The organism is Kribbella swartbergensis (assembly GCF_054784135.1).
In genome coordinates, this window is the sequence record NZ_BAAGPM010000014.1 from 418,119 (window position 1) to 434,658 (window position 16,540).

The following is a 16,540-nucleotide window of genomic DNA, read 5'->3' on the forward strand; positions in this document are numbered from 1 at the left end:
TCAGACGCTTCGCAGCACCGACACCACGATGCCGAGGATGACCGCGTGGTCGCCGTCGATCACCTCGTACGCCGGGTTGCGTGGCTCCAGGTACATGTGCCCGTTCCGCCGCCGGTACACCTTCACGGTCGCCTCGTCGTCGATCATCGCGGCGACGATCTGACCGGAGTGCGCCTCGGACTGCTGCCGGACCACGACGATGTCGCCGTCACAGATGGCCGCGTCGATCATCGACTCACCGCGGACCCGCAGGCCGAACACGTTCCCGCGACCGGTCAGCTCGCGCGGCAACTGCATCACGTCGTCCACGTGCTCGACAGCGGCGATCGGCGTACCGGCCGCGATGTCGCCGACCACCGGCACTGGCACCGAGTCCTCGGCCTGCTCCCGGGGTGTGTCCTGCAAGAACATGCGTACGTCGATGGGCCGGGAGACCGACGGGCTCCGCCGCAAGAAGCCCTTCTCCTCGAGGCTGGCCAGATGCTTCGAGACCGATGACGACGACTTCAGCCCGACCGCGTCACCGATCTGCCGGCTGCTGGGTGCATAGCCGTACCTGACCACCCAGTCGCGGATCACCACCAGCATCCGCTGCTGCCGCTCCGGCAGCGCCGCCGTGTCCAGGTCCCCGAAAAGCTCCAGATCAGTCACCCGCGGAATGCTAGGACCCGGCACCGACAACCCTTGGCCCCGCCGCGCCGAAGCGGCGAAACGCGCCGATCGTCGCCGAGGTTTCGGCGCATCGACCTTGACTTCCGGGGACAGGTACGAAAAATTCTTCCCAAACAGGGCGGACATGGCGGAATGTTTCCGCCATCGGTAAGTAATGTTTCCTGAAGGGCGGGACGATGACCACTCCTGACAAGCTGTCGCGGCGGCTGTTCCTGCAGCGCGCGGCGGTCGGCACGCTGCTGGCCACCGGCGGCAGCACGCTGCTGTCGGCCTGTGCGAGCGGCGGCAGCGACTCCGGTGACTCCGGCGGCGGTGGCGGCGCGGAGAAGACGGCCGAGAACCCGTTCGGCGTCAAGGCGTCGGATCCACTGGACGTGGTGATCTTCAAGGGCGGGTACGGCGACGACTACGCGAAAGCGCACCAGGCGCTGTACAAGAAGAAGTTCCCCGAAGCCGAGATCAAGCACGCCGGCATCACCGACATCACGCCGCAGTTGCAGCCGCGGTTCAACGGCGGCAACCCGCCCGATGTCATCGACAACTCCGGCGCGTCCCTGCTGCCGATGTCGACGCTGGCCAGCTCCGGTCAGCTGGCCGACCTGACCGAACTGTTCGACGCGCCGTCGGTCGACGACCCGAACAAGAAGGTTCGCGACACCCTTGAGCCGATCGCCCTCGAGGCGGCCATGCTGAACGGCAAGCCGCTCGTCCTCGAGTACGTGCTGACCGTCTACGCGCTGTGGTACAACAAGCCGCTGTTCACGAAGAACGGCTGGCAGCCGGCGAAGACCTGGACCGAGTTCCTGGCGTTGTGCGAGGAGATCAAGAAGACCGGCATCGCACCGCTGGCCCACCAGGGCAAGCACGGCAACTACATCGGCCATGTCGTGATGGACATGGCCGTGAAGCACGGCGGCCATGAGGTGATCAAGGCGATCGACTCGCTGGAGCCGAACGCCTGGAAGCACGCGTCGATCAAGCTGGCCGCCGAGGCGCTGCTGGAGCTCAAGGGCAAGGGCTACATCATGCAGGGCACCGAGGGCCTGGACCACATCCAATCCCAGACGGCCTGGAACCAAGGCAAGGCGGCGTTCATCCCGTCGGGTTCGTGGCTGGAGAACGAGCAGAAGACCGTGGCGCCGCAGGGCTTCGAGACCACCGCCACCTTCACACCGCTGCTGGACGGTTCCAAGCTCCCGGCCGACTGTTCCCGCATCGCCGCCGGCGAGAACTTCATCGTGCCGGAGAAGGCGAAGAACAAGGCCGGCGGCCTGGAGTACCTGCGGATCATGCTGTCGAAGGAGGCGGCCGGCAAGTTCACCGAGCTGACCGGTTCGCCGACGATCGTGAAGGGCGCGACCGAGGGCATCACGCTGAGCCCGGGGGCGGCGTCGTCCGACGCGCTGATCAAGTCCGGCGGCACGAACAACTGGACGACGTACTTCGCCTCCTGGTACTCGACCATGGACAAGCCGTCCCGCAGCATCTTCGCCGAGCTCGCCGCGGCCCGGATCAACGCCGACGAGTTCTGCAACCGCATGCAGAAGCTCGCCGACGACACCGCGAAGGACCCGGCCACAAAGAAGCAGACCCGCACCTAGTTCGGTATCACGCCGCGCGCCGCCCCTGTCCCCGGAGCCACCACAGACTCCGGGGAAGGGCGGCCGTTCCGCGTGTTAGGCCCGGGTGGAAAAGGTGGCGCGGCCGGGCTGAGGACGGCCCTACCATCGGGCGATGGGCTTTCCATCGGACTCCGTGCTGGCTGCCTTCGGGCTGTCCGGGGACCCTGAGCTGCTGCCGGGTGGACAGGGGGAGACTTGGCGGGTCGGCGAGGTGGTGCTGAAGCCGGTGGGCTTTGAGGCGGAGGCCGTGTGGCGGGCCGAGGTGCTGGCGGGCTTGCCGGACGGGCTGGGATTCCGCGTGACTCGGCCGGTGCCGGCGGTGGACGGCTCGTGGGTTGCCGAGGGCTGGGAGGCGTCCGAGTTTCTGATGGGGGCGACCGACGTCGGACGGCCGGACGACGCCCTGACGGCTGGGATGGCGTTTCATCACGCGGTTGCGGCCCTGGCCCGACCTGAGTTCCTCGCTGCCCGGGAAGATCCTTGGACGTATGGCGATCAGGTTGGCTGGGACGAGCGGCCGGTCGATGGGAGTAGGGCGTATCTGGAGTTGGTGCGGAGCCTGGTTGAAGCGCGCCGGCCGGTGGTGCTGACTGCGCAGGTCGTGCACGGCGATCTGCTGGGGAACGTGATGTACGCCGACGGTCTCCCGCCGGCGATCATCGACTGGCCGGTGTACTGGCGTCCGCCGTCGTGGGCAGCGGCCGTCGCGGTGGTCGACGCGCTCTGCTGGTACGACGCCGAGCCGGGGCTGGCGGCCCGCTGGGCGCATCTCCCCGAGTGGGGTCAGATGCTCGTCCGCGCACTGATCTACCGGATCGCCACCGACGAGGCCGCCCATGGCCGTTCCGTCTGGACGCGCCGTCATTGCGATGCCTACCAGCCCGTCATCGACCTCGCGATCGCCTACACCCGCTGAAGCTCCCGGTCGGCGGTCGTTCGGCGGCTCGCCACCACAACGGTGCCCAAGGCAAGCACCCCGAGAGCCGCGCCGATCCAGCCGACCGACGAGTACCCGGCGCCCGCGCCGATCGCCAGCCCGCCCAGCCACGGCCCGGCGGTGATGCCGACGTTGAACGCCGAGATGTTGAACGCGGCCGCCAGCGTCGGCGCCGACCCGGCCACAGTGAACACCCGCGCGTTCACCGCCGGATTGTTGGCGAACCCGAAGGCGCCGATCGCGACGACGGCCGGTACGGCGACCCACGCCGTACCGGTCCACAGCGCCAGGACGACGGACGCCGCGACGAGTCCGGCCAGGCCGAATCGCAGGGTCGTGAACGGTCGGGCATCAGCCGTCCGGCCGCCGACCGTGATCCCGGCCAGCGCACCCACGCCGTACAGCCCGAGGACGACAGGAATCCAGCCGGCCGACAACCCGGTCGAATCGGTGAGCAGGGGAGCGAGGTAGCTGAAGACGACCAGTACGGCGCCGGTCGACAGTGCCGTGGTGGCGTAGGCGAGCCAGAGCTCCGGCTTGGCCATCGTCCGCAACTCTCCGCGCAGCTCCGGCGCGGTGTCCGATCGCCCGGCGGGGATCGTCGCCACCACGCCCGCCATGGCGATCGTCGACAGTCCGGCAACGGCCCAGAAGGCGGCCCGCCAACCGAGATGCTGACCGATCACGGTCCCGGCCGGGAGTCCGACGATGGTGGCGACCGTGAGGCCGCCGGCGAGGACGCTCATCGCCCTGGCGCGCGACTCCGGTCCGGCCAGCCCGATCGCGGTTACCGCCGCGACGGCCCAGAAACCGGCGTACACGAACGCTCCGACGATCCGGGTAGCGACGAGCACGCCGTACCCGGGTGTCAGCGCGCCGACGACATGGGTCAGCGCGAAGACGGCGAGGAAGGCCAGCATTGCGGCCCGGCGAGACCAGCGCAGCGTCACCACCGCGAGGATCGGCGCGCCGATCAGCATGCCGGCCGCGAACGCGGAGATCAGCAGGCCGGCGGCCGGGATCGACACGTCCAGGTCAGCGGCGATCTCGGGGAGCAGACCGGCCAGCATGAGTTCGGACGTGCCCTGGGCGAAGATCGCCAGGCCGAGCACGTAGACAGCGAAGGGCATCGAGTTCCTCTCATATTGGATCAATCAGTGCAAAACGCGGGCGCGCGGCACCGAGGAGGTGGTCGGGTCAGAAAGTCCGGAGTGCGGAGGTGACGACGGCCTCCCGGCGAGCCCGGGTCTCACCGGCGCGGGTGGCCACCCGCAGTCCGCTGAGTACGACGAACACGTAGTCGGCGAGCGCGGCCGGGTCATGATCTGCGGCGACTTCGCCCGCGGCCTGTGCGGCGCGGAACGCGGTCGTGAGCGCCTCGATCTTCACCGCATGGTCGCGGTCGAGCACTTCGGCGACGGCAGGCTCGTGAGGTGCGAGCTCGACGAGGGTGTTGACCACCAGACAGCCGGCCGGGTCGGCCGGGTCCGGTTCGACCGCGTCCCACAGGATCCGGCGGACGCGTTCCCGGATCGGGAGTTCGCTGCTCTGGATCAGTTCGAGCTGTGCCGCCGTCCTGGTCTCCATGTACCGGCGGAGCGCGCGGTCGAAGAGATCGCGTTTGCTGCTGAACGTGTTGTAGATGCTGCTCCGGCCCAGCCCGGTGGCCTCGCACAGGTCCTGGGTCGAGGTGCCTTCGTAGCCGAAGGTCCAGAACAGCTTCATCGCGGCATCGACGGCGCGATCCTCGTCGAATGTCCTCGGCCTGGCCATGCGGTCACCTTAACATATTTTAGACCGAATGGTCCAAAATGCCGGTGCCGGCCGGCTGAGCTGCATCGATAGCATGAGGCGATCGAGGCGAGTGCCGGACGCTCTTCGACAGAGCGGCCGGCACTCGCCTTGACTTGGGGACCAGGGTTGGGACTGGGGGCTCTGTGCGCTTTCGGGACCGGCCGTCCACCGAAAGTGAGGAGCTTTTGTGAGGTTGTACAAGTCCGGGGCGGTGGCAATCGCCCTGGCCCTGGTCGCCGGGACCGCCGCAGCGGTGACCATCAGTCGCCCGGCTGCCGCCGACGAGACGAAGACCGTGTCCTACCGCGGATACGAGGTCAAGGTTCCGGCGAGCTGGCCGGTCGTGGACCTGGCCGCCGACCCGACCGCCTGCGTCCGGCTGGACCGCCCGGCTGTGTACCTCGGCCGCAGTACGGCACAGGCCGACTGCCCCGCCCACCTGGTGGGCCGCAGCGAGGGCATCCTGCTCGAGCCGCTGACCACCGCCCAACCGTCCACACCGGGTCTGCTGCGTCGCGTCGTACGGGATGCCGGCGTCCTGGCGACCGCCTACTACGCACCCGGTGACGAGCAGAAGGCGAACGACGTCCTCGCCAGCGGCTGGGTGGTGTCGAAGTCCAGGTCGGCACAGGTCGTGCAACCGGCCGCCGTCGCGCCGTCCGTGGTTGCCACCGGCAATTTCACCGGGAACGCCTTCGACACCTGTGCGGCGCCGAGCCAGTCGACGATGGACGCCTGGCTGCCGACGTACAAGGCCGTCGGCATCTACATCAGCGGCGGCCTGCGCGCGTGTGAGCAGCCGAACCTGACCCCCGAGTGGGTGTCGACGAACGCGAGCAAGGGCTGGCAGTTCCTGCTGATCGACGTCGGCATGCAGGCACCCTGCACGACGTTCAGAAGCAAGATGTCGACCGACCCCGCCACCGCGCTCGCGCAGGGCAAGGCCGCCGCGGTCAACGCGGTCGCGGCCGCACAGGCCCTCGGGTTCGCCCAGCGCAGTGCGATCTACAGCGACATCGAGGGCTACACGTCCACGGCTGCCTGCAAGGCGTCGGTGCTGTCCTACCTCAGCGGGTGGACCCAGGAGCTCAACGCCCGCGGGTACGCCGGTGGCGCGTACGTCGCGGCCGGCTCGGGTGGAGTCGACCTCGCGAGTGCTTACACGAGTACGGCGTACACGCGGCCGGACAACCTGTGGTTCGCGCACTGGGGTTCGTCGCCGGTCGGCACGAGCCGGTTCATCCCGTCGACGTACTGGACCAACCACCAGCGGGTGCACCAGCACCAGGGCAACGTCAGCGAGACGAACGGCGGCGTGACCGTCAACATCGACAAGAACTGGGTGGACCTGACCGCTCCGCCGCCTCCGGTCAGCAGCTTCAGCGTCACCGGCTCGGCAGGCTCGGCGACGCTGCGGTGGACTCCGCCGGCCAACACCACGCTCGGCCAGATCATCGTGCGCGGTGCGTCGGGCAACACCTCGCCCGCGCTGCCGACGTCCGGTGCGGCGATCTACACCGGCACCGCAAACCAGTACACGGTGACCGGTCTGCCGAACTCCGCCAGCTACGCCTACCGCGCATTCGTGAAGGACAGCACCGGGAAGGTCGGGCCCGGTGTGGACACGCGGCTGATCGGCACCAGGTCGACGATCACGGCCAGTGCGGCCTCGATCATGTACAGCCGCGCGGTCACCCTGAGCACCACGCTGACGCGGATCAACGACGGCGGAAAGCTGGCCGGCGTACCGGTCGTGCTGTATTCGAAGGCGAAGACGGCGACGAAGTGGTCCGTGGCGGGACAGTTCACGACGGACGCGAACGGTGTCGTCAGTACGGCGCCGAAGCCGGGCGTGTCGACGTACTACATGTGGGGTTACAACGGCTCGACCGGCCTACTGGGCACGCGGAGTGCCGCCGTGCTTGTCAATGTGCAGCCGGCGATGTCCGGGTACCTCGTCCCGAGCGCGATCACGCTGGGGCAGTCGGCCGTGCTGTACGGGTATCTGAACCCGCCGCACGCGGGTATGACGGTCTACCTGCAGCGGCGTTCGGGGACGAGTTGGGTCGCGGTGACGACGGGCAAGCTGGCGACGAACGGGAAGTTCGCGTTCAGCATCAAGCCCACGGCGCGTGGCACGTACACGTACCGCGTGGTGTGGCTGGCCGACGCCGACCACCAGGGCACGCAGACCCCGTCGAAGGTCCTGACGGTCAGCTGACCTGAGCGAGGCCGGCCGCGACACGTTTCGCGATCTCGATGGCATGAGCCGCGAGGGGCGAATGTGTGCGGCCGGCCTGCCACAGCAGGAAGATCTCCCGCGGCGGCAGTGCCGGCTCGAGCTCGTGGAAGGCGAGGGACTCGTCGTCCCGGCGTACGGCGAGCAGCGGCATGACGGCCGCCCCGAGGCCTGCCCGCACCATCGCGAGCAGGGCTTCGTTGCCGACCGTGCGGAAGACGAACTGCGGGTGTATTCCCTTCGTCTCCAGGATTTCCTCGACGGTCGCCTGGTCGCAGATCGCCGGGTGGGCGACGAGCGGCAGGCCGTGCAACTGGTCGAGTCCGACCGGCCCTGCCGGGAAGTCGCCCGGTCTGGCGATCAGGACGTGCGGGTCGTCAAGGAGCTTGAGGTGTTCGATGTCGCCGCCGAGGCGGCCGTCGAAGAACATCAGATCGAGCGCGGTCAGGTCCGGCTCGTCGGTCTCCTCCTCGAACAGCCGGATGTCGCAGCCGGGGTGAGCGTCGCGCAACTCGCGGATCACCGGTGGCAGCAGGACGTTGGAGACGCTCTGGAACGTGCCGATGTCGATCCGCCCGTCGCCGGCCCGGAACCTCTCGACCGCCTCGGTCATCGCCTGTTCCCGGGCCAGCAGGTCGCGGCCGTGCTCCAGCAGGACGGCGCCGAGCGGCGTGATCCGGACCGGCTTCGGCCCGCCGGGCCGGTCGAACAACGCACCGCCCGCAGCCTTCTCCAGTACGGCGATCTGCTGACTGACGCTGGACTGCGTGTAACCGAGCCGGGCGGCGGCCCGGCCGAACGACCCCTCGTCGGCCACCGCGACCAGCGTGGCCAGATGCCGCACCTCGAACATGGTACCGACTCTATCCGCTGAGGCGATCGTCTTGATCGGAAACAATCGCTTTTCGTGATGCTGCCGAGGGTCCTAGCGTCGTGGGGTATGGAGAACATGTATCCGGTCAACGGCGTCGAACTCTGTGCGGAGACCTTCGGCGATCCGGCCGACCCGGCGGTCCTGCTGATTCACGGCGCTTCGGCGTCCATGCTCTGGTGGCCTGAGGCGCTGTGCTCGAAGCTGGCCGGCCATGGTCGGTACGTGATCCGGTACGACCAGCGCGACACCGGGCGCTCGACGTCGTACCCACCCGGCCGTCCCGGTTACTCGATGCGTGACCTCGCGGCCGACGCGGTCGGCCTGCTCGATGCCCTCGGCATCGATCGGGCTCATGTGGTGGGCCTGTCGATGTCCGGAGGGGTGGCTCTGGTCCTCGGAGTCGACCACCCCACGAGAGTCGCGACCGTGACATTCGTGTCGACGACGACCGGGGCCGACGACCTGCCGCCGCCCTCGGCCGATTTGCCGCGGCTCGGTCGTCCCGACTTCACCGACCAGGCGGCGGTCGAGGAGTACGTCGTACGGTCGATGGCCGCGGAGGCGGGCGCGAACTTCGACGAGACGGGGGCACGGGAGCTGGTACGACGGGACATGGCTCGGGCTCGCGACTTCGAGGCCTCGCTGACGAATCACTATGCGATGGACTTCGACGGTCCGGTGCACGGCGGATTCGGTGAGTTGTCGATGCCAGTGCTGGTGATCCACGGCGAGCTGGATCCGTTGCTTCCGCTGGCGCATGGGGAAGCCCTGCGTGACGCGGTACCTGGTGCCTCCTTCGTGGTGTTGAAGGGCGCTGGGCACGGTGTGCCGGAGGCGTCGTGGGACGAGTTCGCCGACGCCGTCGTACAGCACACGAAGGGGCGATGATGAGGTACGCGGTGTGGATTCCGTTGTTCGACGAGTTGGCGGATCCGCGGGTGGTGGCGCGGCTCGCGGCGTCGGCCGAGGAAGCCGGCTGGGACGGGCTGTTCGTCTGGGACCAGCTATGGTGGCGCCCCCCGATCACGGCGGTGGCGGATCCGTGGATCACCCTGTCGGCCGTCGCCGCCGCGACCGAGCGGCTGTCCCTCGGGCCGATGGTCACACCGGTCGCCCGCCGCCGCCCGGTGAAGTTGTTGCGCGAGACAACGACATTGGACGTGCTGAGCAACGGGCGGCTGGTCCTCGGGGTGGGTTTGGGTGGCGATCGGTTCGCGGGGGAGTTCTCGCGGTCCGGTGACGAGGTGGACGACCGGGTCCGCGCCGAGCAGCTGGACGAGTGCCTGGAGATCCTGACCGCCGGGTGGTCGGGGGAGACGGTCGACCATCGCGGCAGGCACTACCTGGTGGACTCGGTCCGGTTCGAGCCGCGGCCGGTCGCCGGACGCGTCCCGATCTGGGGTGCCGGCTTCCCGGGCAAGCTCAAGCCGGTACGACGGGCCGCGCGGTACGACGGGTACTTCCCGGTGAACCTGACCTCGCCCGAGCAGTTGGCCGCCGGTGTCGCGGCCGTCGAGGCGGAACGCGGGTCGCTCGACGGGTTCGACATCGTGGTGGCGCTCTCACCGTCGACCGACGTACGACCGTATGCCGCTGCCGGGGCGACCTGGTGCCTCACCGACTTCGACCCGGCTGAGCTGCGGCTGGCCGACGTACAGGCCGTGGTGACAGGTGGACCGCCGCGGTGAGGGGGTGTGGACGCCGGGGGAGCGGGTACCCGGCGAGAGACCTCGAGAGGAGTGAAACGTCATGGCAGACAGCAAAAAGATCGCGTTCCTTGTCGCGAAGGAAGGGATCGAGCGGGTCGAGTTGACCGAGCCCTGGAAGGCCGTGTCGGAAGCCGGTCACCAGCCGGTGCTGCTCAGCCCGGAGACCGGCGAGGTGCAGACCTTCAACCACCTGACCGCCGCCGAGCAGCAACCGGTCGACCAGGCCGTCGGCGACGCGTCGGCCGACGACTTCGCGGCCCTGGTGCTGCCCGGCGGGGTGGCGAACCCCGACGCGCTGCGAATGGACAGCACCGCGGTGGCTTTCGTGAAGTCCTTCGTCGAGTCCGGCAAGCCGGTCGCCGCGATCTGCCACGCGCCGTGGACCCTGATCGAGGCCGATGTCGTGCGCGGCCGCACCGTGACGTCCTGGCCCAGTCTGCAGACCGATCTGCGCAACGCCGGCGCCGAATGGGTCGACGAGACCGTCGTCACCGACGGCAACCTGATCACCAGCCGCAAACCGGACGACCTTCCCGATTTCACCAAGACGCTGCTCGAAGCCATCGGCTGATTCCGCCGCCTCCGACCCGCTCCGGCTACAGCCCGTGAGCGGGTCTGTTGTTCTGAGCCCGGCGGGTGTGTAATCGAATGGAGCGTGGTACTCCGGGCGCGGAGTAGCGGCACGGGAGGTCGCATGGCGAGTGTCAGCGAACGGACCGGGATCACCGAACGCACCGGCCCGCCGATCGTCGCGGGGACGGCGAGGCGGCCGCTCGGACAGGTGATCGGCCGGCTCCTGTCCACGACCGACCACAAGGTCATCGGCCAGTTGTACCTGATCACGTCGTTCGCGTTCTTCGTCATCGCCGGGGTGATGGCGCTGGTGATCCGCGCAGAACTGGCCGAGCCGGGTCTGCAGATGGTGAACGAAGAGGTGTACAACCAGCTCTTCACCATGCACGGCACGATCATGCTGCTGCTGTTCGCGACGCCGCTGTTCGTCGGCTTCGCCAACGTCGTGATGCCGGTCCAGATCGGCGCGCCCGACGTGGCGTTCCCGCGGCTGAACATGTTCAGCTACTGGTTGTTCCTGTTCGGCGGGCTGATCACGATGGGCGCGTTCCTGACGCCTGGTGGTGCGGCCGACTTCGGCTGGACGGCGTACACGCCGCTCTCGACGGCCGAGCGCTCACCCGGCGTCGGAGGCGACCTGTGGATCATGGGCCTGTGGATGGCCGGTCTGGGCACCATCCTCGGAGGCGTCAACTTCATCACCACGATCATCACCATGCGGGCACCCGGTATGACGATGTTCCGGATGCCGATCTTCACCTGGAACACGCTCGTGACGTCGATCCTGGTGCTGATCGCGTTCCCGATCCTCGCCGCCGCGCTGCTGATGCTGGAGGCGGACCGGATCCTCGGCGCCCAGGTGTACACATCGGCGAACGGTGGTGCGCTGTTGTGGCAGCACCTGTTCTGGTTCTTCGGGCATCCCGAGGTGTACATCATCGCGCTGCCGTTCTTCGGCATCGTCACCGAGGTGCTGCCGGTGTTCAGCCGGAAGCCGGTGTTCGGGTACTACGGTCTGGTCGGAGCGACCCTCGCGATCGCGGCGCTGTCGATCGCGGTGTGGGCCCACCACATGTTCGCCACCGGCGGCGTCAACCTGCCGTTCTTCTCGTTCATGACATTCCTGATCGCGGTGCCGACCGGGGTGAAGTTCTTCAACTGGATCGGGACGATCTGGGGCGGCTCGGTGTCGATGGAGACACCGATGCTGTGGTCGGTCGGGTTCCTGGTCACGTTCCTGTTCGGCGGTCTGACCGGGATCATCCTGGCGTCGCCGGCGCTGGACTACCAGCTGACCGACTCGTACTTCGTGGTCGCGCACTTCCACTACGTCGTGTTCGGGACCGTGGTGTTCGCGATGTTCGCCGGGTTCTACTTCTGGTGGCCGAAGATGACCGGCCGGATGCTCGACGAACGGTTGGGAAAGCTGCACTTCTGGCTGCTGTTCATCGGCTTCCACACCACGTTCCTGGTGCAGCACTGGCTCGGTGTCGAGGGCATGCCGCGGCGCTATGCGACGTACGGCGCGAACGAGGGCTTCACGTTCTTGCATCAGGTGTCGAGCGTCGGGGCCTTCATCCTCGGTGCGTCGACGCTGCCGTTCCTCTACAACGTCTACAAGGCCCGGCGCTCGCCGCGGGTGACCGTGGATGACCCGTGGGGCTGGGGTCGCTCACTCGAGTGGGCCACCAGCTGCCCACCCCCGCGCCACAACTTCGAGCAACTCCCGCGCATCCGCTCCGAAAGCCCGGCCTTCGACTACCACCACCCCGAGATCGCGCTCACGGAGTACCCAGCCAACCGGGCCCCGGCCGACAGCCTCCTCGACGCCGGCGAAGACCAGGGCCGCATCGAACACCTCCGATCCCAAACCGACGACGACAACCCGGCCACTCCACCCGACCCCAACCGCTAACCCTGTCTGTTGTGTCGGCTGACCGGCTGCAGCTGGAGCCCAGCCGCCGGCTCAGTACCAGGGCCTGGTCGGGTGCTGGAAGCTCGGCGTACCGGCTGGCGGATCCCCGCAGAAGCCCGCGGTTGCTGGGTTGCGATCGCGGCTGCGGGACGAGCCCCTCGGCTGACCGGCTGCAGACGGCGTGACTGGACCGGGACCGGCCTGCGGTTGCTGGGTTGCGATCGCGACTGCGGGACGAGCCCCTCGGCTGACCGGCTGCAGACGGGGGTGACTGGACCGGGACCGGCCTGCGGTTGGCTGACTGGTTAGGTGCTGGCGGGTGGGGCGGCTGGTGTGGTTCGCGGGCTAGGTAGGGAGTTGGTTGAGGAGGGTAGTCAGGTGGTGGCGGGCGGCTTGGGGAGCAGGTCCGGTGGTGGCGAGGAGGTTGAGGGCCTGGGTGTAGGTGTCGACGTCTTCGCGTTTGTCGAGGTACAGGGCGCTGGTGAGGTGCTCCAGGTAGACGATGTCGGGGAGGTCGCGCTGGGGGAAGCGCAGGATGCTGAACGCGCCGCCGGTTGCCGCGTGGCCGGGGCTGTTCACCGGGATGATCTGCAGCGTGATGTTCGGCCGCTCGACGGCAGCGCGGAGCGCGTCGAGTTGATCGCGCAGCACCTGGGTCCCGCCGATCGGGCGGAGCAGGACGGACTCCTCGATGACAGCCCACAGCTTCAACGGCGGCTCACGATCGAGCACCCGCTGCCGTCGGGTACGGAGGTCGACGACGCGCTCCACCTCGGCCTCCGAACGGGTCCGCTCCGGTGTCAGCCGCGCCACCGCCCGCGCGTAGTCAGCGGTCTGCAGCAGCCCGGGCACGAACTGGATCTCGTACGTCCGGATCAACTCGGCCGCCGCCTCGAGCCCGAGGTACGCGTCGAACCAGTCCGGCGTGACATCGCCGTACCGATGCCACCAGCCGCGGTTGTTCGCCTCCCGGGCCAGCTCCAGCAGCCGCTCCCGCTCCTGTGGGTCGGTGACGCCGTACAGCGTCAGCAAATCCTGGACGTCGCGCTCCTTGAACCCGACCCGGCCCAGCTCCAGCCGGCTGATCTTCGACTCCGACCCCCGGATCGCCCAGCCGGCATCCGTCCGGCTCACCCCCGCCCGCTCACGCAGCTGCCGCAGATGACTGCCGAGCATCATCCGCAGAGCTGTCGGACCAACCTCACCGTGCCCCGCCATGAGCCAAGTCTACAGTACTATCGAACATATGTTCTAGCCGATCCGACACTCCGCGAGATCCACCCAATGAGCCACCGCGGACGGCGGGAGGTGCCGGATCGCCCAGTCGACCATGCGCAGGCTCATGTGCGCCCAAAGTGGCCGCAGACCTCGTCCGGGAACCCGTCGAGTACGGCGCCCAGCCGCGCGACGACCGCAGAATCGGGCGGATCGCCGTGCACACCGAAGCGAAGGGCGACCAGGTCCAGCCGGCGATCCCCGCGACCCGCGCCGTCCCAGTCGATGATCCCGGTGATCCTGCCGCCGACGACGAGCAGGTTGCCCGCGCGGTAGTCGAGGTGCACAGCGTCATCGCCGGTCAGCGACCCGTCGTGCTCCAGCCTCACGCCAATGATCCAGTCATCGACCCGCGCAGTACGACGTCCATGCGCCCGCAGCCGACCATGCACCACGGGACCGGGGGTGGGGGCGGATGAGCGCGAGTCGGTGCAGGTCGGACGGTGCTGATCAGCCGGGGGGTGTCCACGCCCGACCGGGGTTGGGTAGGGGCGGATCAGCGGGAGTCGGACGGTACTGATCAGCTGCGGGGGTTTCCATGGGACCGGGGGTTAGGTGGGGGTGGATCGGCGCGAGTCGGTGCAGGTCGGACGGTGCTGATCAGCTGCGGGGGTTTCCATGGGACCGGGGTTGGGTGGGGCGGATCAGCGCGAGTCTGGGGGTGTTGCGGCGCGGGTGGGGGGTGGGTTATTCGCGGACGTATTCGGCTCGCCAGCGGTGGAGGGTTGGGGCTGTGGGGTTGGGGGATCGGGTGAGTTGGATGAGGTGGAGGTCGGATGTGGCGAACGAGTCGATGGCGGATCGGGTGAGCGGCCAGGGTGGACCCTCGACGGCCTCGTCGGGTTGGTCGTCCGGGCGAGCAGCGGCTATGACCAGGAGCGTGCCGCCGGGGGCGACCTGTTCACCCACCTGCTTGATCGCGACCGGTTGCAGCTCGATCGGGAGCGCCTGCACGGTGTAGATCTCGACCACCAGGTCGAACGCGCGGTGCCACTCCGGCGGCGGGTCGAGCAGGTCGGCGGTGACGTACTCCACCTTGGAGTCCGGGTGATTGCTGCGGGCGGCTTCGATCGCGGTCGGGGAGATGTCGAACGCGGTCGTGTCGTATCCGAGGTCCGCGATCAGTTCGGCATCCCATCCCGTGCCGGCGCCGACGATCAGCGCGGTCTTCCCCGCGCCGGAGGGCTGGGCCTGCTCGGCCCACTCGGCCAGCAGTTGATGCGCCGCACCGCGATCCCACGGCACCACAGCGGCACCCTCCGAGGCGGCCGAGTAGAGGCGCTCGAACCAGCCGGTCGGATCGTCCTGGTCCAACGACTCGCGGGCGATCCGCTGGGTCACGACATCCGGATCCTCGGCCGGCTCACTCATACGCACCGCCTTCGTGTATGGCTCGGACGGTCTGCACGGTATCAACCTGCTCGGGCGTCTTCTCCTCGCGATAACGCAGTACTCGCGCGAACCGCAACGCCATGCCGGCCGGATACCGCGGTGACGTCTGCACCCCGTCGAAGGCGATCTCGACGACGATCTGCGGCCGCAGGTAGACGGTGTAGTCGTCCCGCCGTACCTCCAGCTCCTGGAAGCGCTCGGTCTGCCATCGCAGCAACTCGTCCGTCAGCCCCTTGAACGTCTTCCCCAGCATCACGAACTCACCGGTCTCCTCGTCCCGCGCGCCCAGATGCAGGTTGGACAGCCATCCGGTCCGGCGGCCGTGGCCCCACTCGGCCGCGAGGACGAGCAGGTCGAGTGTGTGCGTCTGCTTGACCTTCACCCATCCCGAGCCGCGCCGGCCGGCTTCGTACGGAACCGACAGGGACTTCACCATCACCCCTTCGTGCCCGCCCTTCACGGCGTCGACGAAGAAGGGGTGACCGGAGTCCGCGTCGTCGGTCACCATCCGCGGGATCCGCTGCTCCTCGGGGATCAGCTTGCTCAGCCACTCGTGCCGCGTCGCACCGTCCAGCCCGAGCAGATCCTGGCCGTCCTGATGCAGGATGTCGAAGAAGTACGGCGTCAACGGAACGGTCTCCGGCCCGGTCGCCGCGCGTGTCGCCGTACGCGAACCTGTCACCTGGAACGGCTGGGGCCGGCCGTCCGGCCGCAAGGCGATCAGCTCGCCGTCGAGCACGACCTTCTCCGCGTCCAGGGCGAGCACGGCGCTCACCACCTCGGGCACCCTGGTCGTGATGTCGTCGAGCGTCCGGGTGTACACCACGACCTCGGAGCCGTCCCGGTGCGCCTGGATCCGGATCCCGTCCAGCTTCCACTCGAGTGCGGCCGGCGTACCCGTCTTGCCGAGCGCCTCGGCCACGCTGGTCGCGGACTGGGCCAGCATCGGCTGCACGCCGCGCCCGACCTCGAGGCTGAACTGCGCCAGCCCGGCCTCTCCTTCGGTCAATACGGCGACCGCCACCGGCGCCGCCGCACCACGCAACATCGTCGCGGCCCGGATCTTCTCCAGCGGGATCCCGGTCGCCCGCGCGACGGCGTCGGCCATCACACCGTCGAGCGCGCCCTGGCGCAGCTCGCCGGCGACAAGCATGCGCAGGAACCGCTGCTCGGCCTCAGTCGCCCGCCCGAACAGCGCCTCGACCGCTTCCCGCCGCCGTGTCTGCGATCCGGGACCGGCCAGCTCGGCGAGCTCGGCGAACGCGCGGTCGACCTCCGCGACCGTCAGCGAGGGCGTCGCGGCCGGCTCGGGGGCATTCATCAGCGTCCGCCAGCCGACCCCTGTCCGGCGCTGGCGCAGCTCGCCGGACAGATAGGTCACGACGACCTCGGTCTCGTCGGGATCCGTGGCGGTGGCCAGCAGCTCCGCGATCAGCTCGGCCTTCTTCAGGCGCGAGCGCGTCGCGGCCAGCCCGGTCGACGTCTCGACCACCTCGGAGAGCAACATGCCCCCAGTCTCACCCATCCCGCCGACACTT

General features: G+C 68.7%; 15 protein-coding genes. 7 read left to right on the forward strand and 8 right to left on the reverse strand.

What is annotated here, in order from left to right; translation table 11 throughout:
- Positions 1-651 (reverse strand): transcriptional repressor LexA, encoded by a 651-nt coding sequence (gene lexA, locus ACYVOK_RS08910; RefSeq protein ID WP_460661799.1) that lies wholly within the window; start codon positions 649-651, stop codon positions 1-3.
- Positions 652-848: 197 nt separating this feature from the next.
- Here lexA and ngcE point away from each other — a divergent pair, with 197 nt between their 5' ends.
- Positions 849-2,273 carry an N-acetylglucosamine/diacetylchitobiose ABC transporter substrate-binding protein gene (gene ngcE, locus ACYVOK_RS08915; RefSeq protein WP_460661800.1) on the forward strand — a complete coding sequence of 475 codons (1,425 nt, stop codon included), beginning with the start codon at positions 849-851 and terminating at the stop codon, positions 2,271-2,273.
- Positions 2,274-2,406: 133 nt separating this feature from the next.
- On the forward strand, positions 2,407-3,210 hold the full coding sequence (locus ACYVOK_RS08920) for a TIGR02569 family protein (protein WP_460661801.1): 804 nt from the start codon (positions 2,407-2,409) through the stop codon (positions 3,208-3,210).
- Here ACYVOK_RS08920 and ACYVOK_RS08925 read toward each other — a convergent pair.
- Together ACYVOK_RS08925 and ACYVOK_RS08930 are read right to left on the reverse strand one after the other, a co-directional pair.
- Positions 3,198-4,361, reverse strand: a complete 1,164-nt coding sequence (locus ACYVOK_RS08925) for a Cmx/CmrA family chloramphenicol efflux MFS transporter (RefSeq protein WP_460661802.1) — start codon at positions 4,359-4,361, stop codon at positions 3,198-3,200. The two genes, ACYVOK_RS08920 and ACYVOK_RS08925, sit on opposite strands and share 13 nt — an antisense overlap.
- 67 nt (positions 4,362-4,428) lie before the next feature.
- On the reverse strand, positions 4,429-5,004 hold the full coding sequence (locus ACYVOK_RS08930; protein WP_460661803.1) for a TetR/AcrR family transcriptional regulator: 576 nt from the start codon (positions 5,002-5,004) through the stop codon (positions 4,429-4,431).
- A 208-nt stretch (positions 5,005-5,212) separates the two neighbouring features.
- Between ACYVOK_RS08930 and ACYVOK_RS08935 the strand changes: the two genes are divergently transcribed.
- On the forward strand, positions 5,213-7,246 hold the full coding sequence (locus ACYVOK_RS08935) for a DUF1906 domain-containing protein (RefSeq protein WP_460661804.1): 2,034 nt from the start codon (positions 5,213-5,215) through the stop codon (positions 7,244-7,246).
- Here the strand turns inward: ACYVOK_RS08935 and ACYVOK_RS08940 are convergent.
- The gene (locus ACYVOK_RS08940) at positions 7,239-8,117 is read right to left on the reverse strand and encodes a LysR family transcriptional regulator (protein WP_460661805.1); all 879 of its coding nucleotides are present in this window, start codon (positions 8,115-8,117) and stop codon (positions 7,239-7,241) included. The genes ACYVOK_RS08935 and ACYVOK_RS08940 overlap by 8 nt on opposite strands.
- A gap of 87 nt (positions 8,118-8,204) precedes the next feature.
- On the opposite strand from ACYVOK_RS08940, the gene ACYVOK_RS08945 reads away from it, so the two are divergent.
- From ACYVOK_RS08945 to ctaD, 4 genes are all read left to right on the forward strand, one after another.
- Positions 8,205-9,026 carry an alpha/beta fold hydrolase gene (locus tag ACYVOK_RS08945; RefSeq protein ID WP_460661806.1) on the forward strand — a complete coding sequence of 274 codons (822 nt, stop codon included), beginning with the start codon at positions 8,205-8,207 and terminating at the stop codon, positions 9,024-9,026.
- Entirely contained in the window at positions 9,026-9,826 is an 801-nt protein-coding gene (locus tag ACYVOK_RS08950) for an LLM class flavin-dependent oxidoreductase (protein ID WP_460661807.1), read from the forward strand. Before ACYVOK_RS08945 ends, ACYVOK_RS08950 begins: the two co-directional genes overlap by 1 nt.
- A gap of 61 nt (positions 9,827-9,887) precedes the next feature.
- Entirely contained in the window at positions 9,888-10,418 is a 531-nt protein-coding gene (locus ACYVOK_RS08955; RefSeq protein WP_460661808.1) for a type 1 glutamine amidotransferase domain-containing protein, read from the forward strand.
- A gap of 123 nt (positions 10,419-10,541) precedes the next feature.
- A complete protein-coding gene (gene ctaD, locus ACYVOK_RS08960) occupies positions 10,542-12,335 on the forward strand; it encodes an aa3-type cytochrome oxidase subunit I (RefSeq protein ID WP_460661809.1) in 1,794 nt (597 codons plus the stop codon).
- A gap of 345 nt (positions 12,336-12,680) precedes the next feature.
- On the opposite strand, the gene ACYVOK_RS08965 is transcribed toward ctaD, so the two are convergent.
- The 4 genes from ACYVOK_RS08965 to ACYVOK_RS08980 all read right to left on the reverse strand — a co-directional run bounded on the left by ACYVOK_RS08965 (position 12,681) and on the right by ACYVOK_RS08980 (position 16,527).
- Positions 12,681-13,553 (reverse strand): helix-turn-helix domain-containing protein, encoded by an 873-nt coding sequence (locus ACYVOK_RS08965; RefSeq protein ID WP_460661810.1) that lies wholly within the window; start codon positions 13,551-13,553, stop codon positions 12,681-12,683.
- A 122-nt stretch (positions 13,554-13,675) separates the two neighbouring features.
- The gene (locus ACYVOK_RS08970; protein ID WP_460661811.1) at positions 13,676-13,939 is read right to left on the reverse strand and encodes a phosphotransferase; all 264 of its coding nucleotides are present in this window, start codon (positions 13,937-13,939) and stop codon (positions 13,676-13,678) included.
- A gap of 358 nt (positions 13,940-14,297) precedes the next feature.
- Complete coding sequence (locus ACYVOK_RS08975; RefSeq protein WP_460661812.1) at positions 14,298-14,981, reverse strand: class I SAM-dependent methyltransferase; 684 nt, start codon at positions 14,979-14,981, stop codon at positions 14,298-14,300.
- Positions 14,974-16,527, reverse strand: a complete 1,554-nt coding sequence (locus ACYVOK_RS08980) for an ATP-dependent DNA ligase (RefSeq protein WP_460661813.1) — start codon at positions 16,525-16,527, stop codon at positions 14,974-14,976. Before ACYVOK_RS08980 ends, ACYVOK_RS08975 begins: the two co-directional genes overlap by 8 nt.
- Positions 16,528-16,540 lie beyond the last annotated feature (13 nt).

What these genes read in the sequence shown, in the direction of transcription:
- ngcE (WP_460661800.1), top strand. Translation starts at nt 849, where the DNA reads ATGACCACTCCTGACAAGCTGTCGCGGCGGCTGTTCCTGCAGCGCGCG.
- ACYVOK_RS08920 (WP_460661801.1), top strand. Translation starts at nt 2,407, where the DNA reads ATGGGCTTTCCATCGGACTCCGTGCTGGCTGCCTTCGGGCTGTCCGGG.
- ACYVOK_RS08925 (WP_460661802.1), bottom strand. Translation starts at nt 4,361, where the DNA reads ATGCCCTTCGCTGTCTACGTGCTCGGCCTGGCGATCTTCGCCCAGGGC.
- ACYVOK_RS08930 (WP_460661803.1), bottom strand. Translation starts at nt 5,004, where the DNA reads ATGGCCAGGCCGAGGACATTCGACGAGGATCGCGCCGTCGATGCCGCG.
- ACYVOK_RS08940 (WP_460661805.1), bottom strand. Translation starts at nt 8,117, where the DNA reads ATGTTCGAGGTGCGGCATCTGGCCACGCTGGTCGCGGTGGCCGACGAG.
- ACYVOK_RS08945 (WP_460661806.1), top strand. Translation starts at nt 8,205, where the DNA reads ATGGAGAACATGTATCCGGTCAACGGCGTCGAACTCTGTGCGGAGACC.
- ACYVOK_RS08950 (WP_460661807.1), top strand. Translation starts at nt 9,026, where the DNA reads ATGAGGTACGCGGTGTGGATTCCGTTGTTCGACGAGTTGGCGGATCCG.
- ACYVOK_RS08955 (WP_460661808.1), top strand. Translation starts at nt 9,888, where the DNA reads ATGGCAGACAGCAAAAAGATCGCGTTCCTTGTCGCGAAGGAAGGGATC.
- ctaD (WP_460661809.1), top strand. Translation starts at nt 10,542, where the DNA reads ATGGCGAGTGTCAGCGAACGGACCGGGATCACCGAACGCACCGGCCCG.
- ACYVOK_RS08965 (WP_460661810.1), bottom strand. Translation starts at nt 13,553, where the DNA reads ATGGCGGGGCACGGTGAGGTTGGTCCGACAGCTCTGCGGATGATGCTC.
- ACYVOK_RS08975 (WP_460661812.1), bottom strand. Translation starts at nt 14,981, where the DNA reads ATGAGTGAGCCGGCCGAGGATCCGGATGTCGTGACCCAGCGGATCGCC.
- ACYVOK_RS08980 (WP_460661813.1), bottom strand. Translation starts at nt 16,527, where the DNA reads ATGGGTGAGACTGGGGGCATGTTGCTCTCCGAGGTGGTCGAGACGTCG.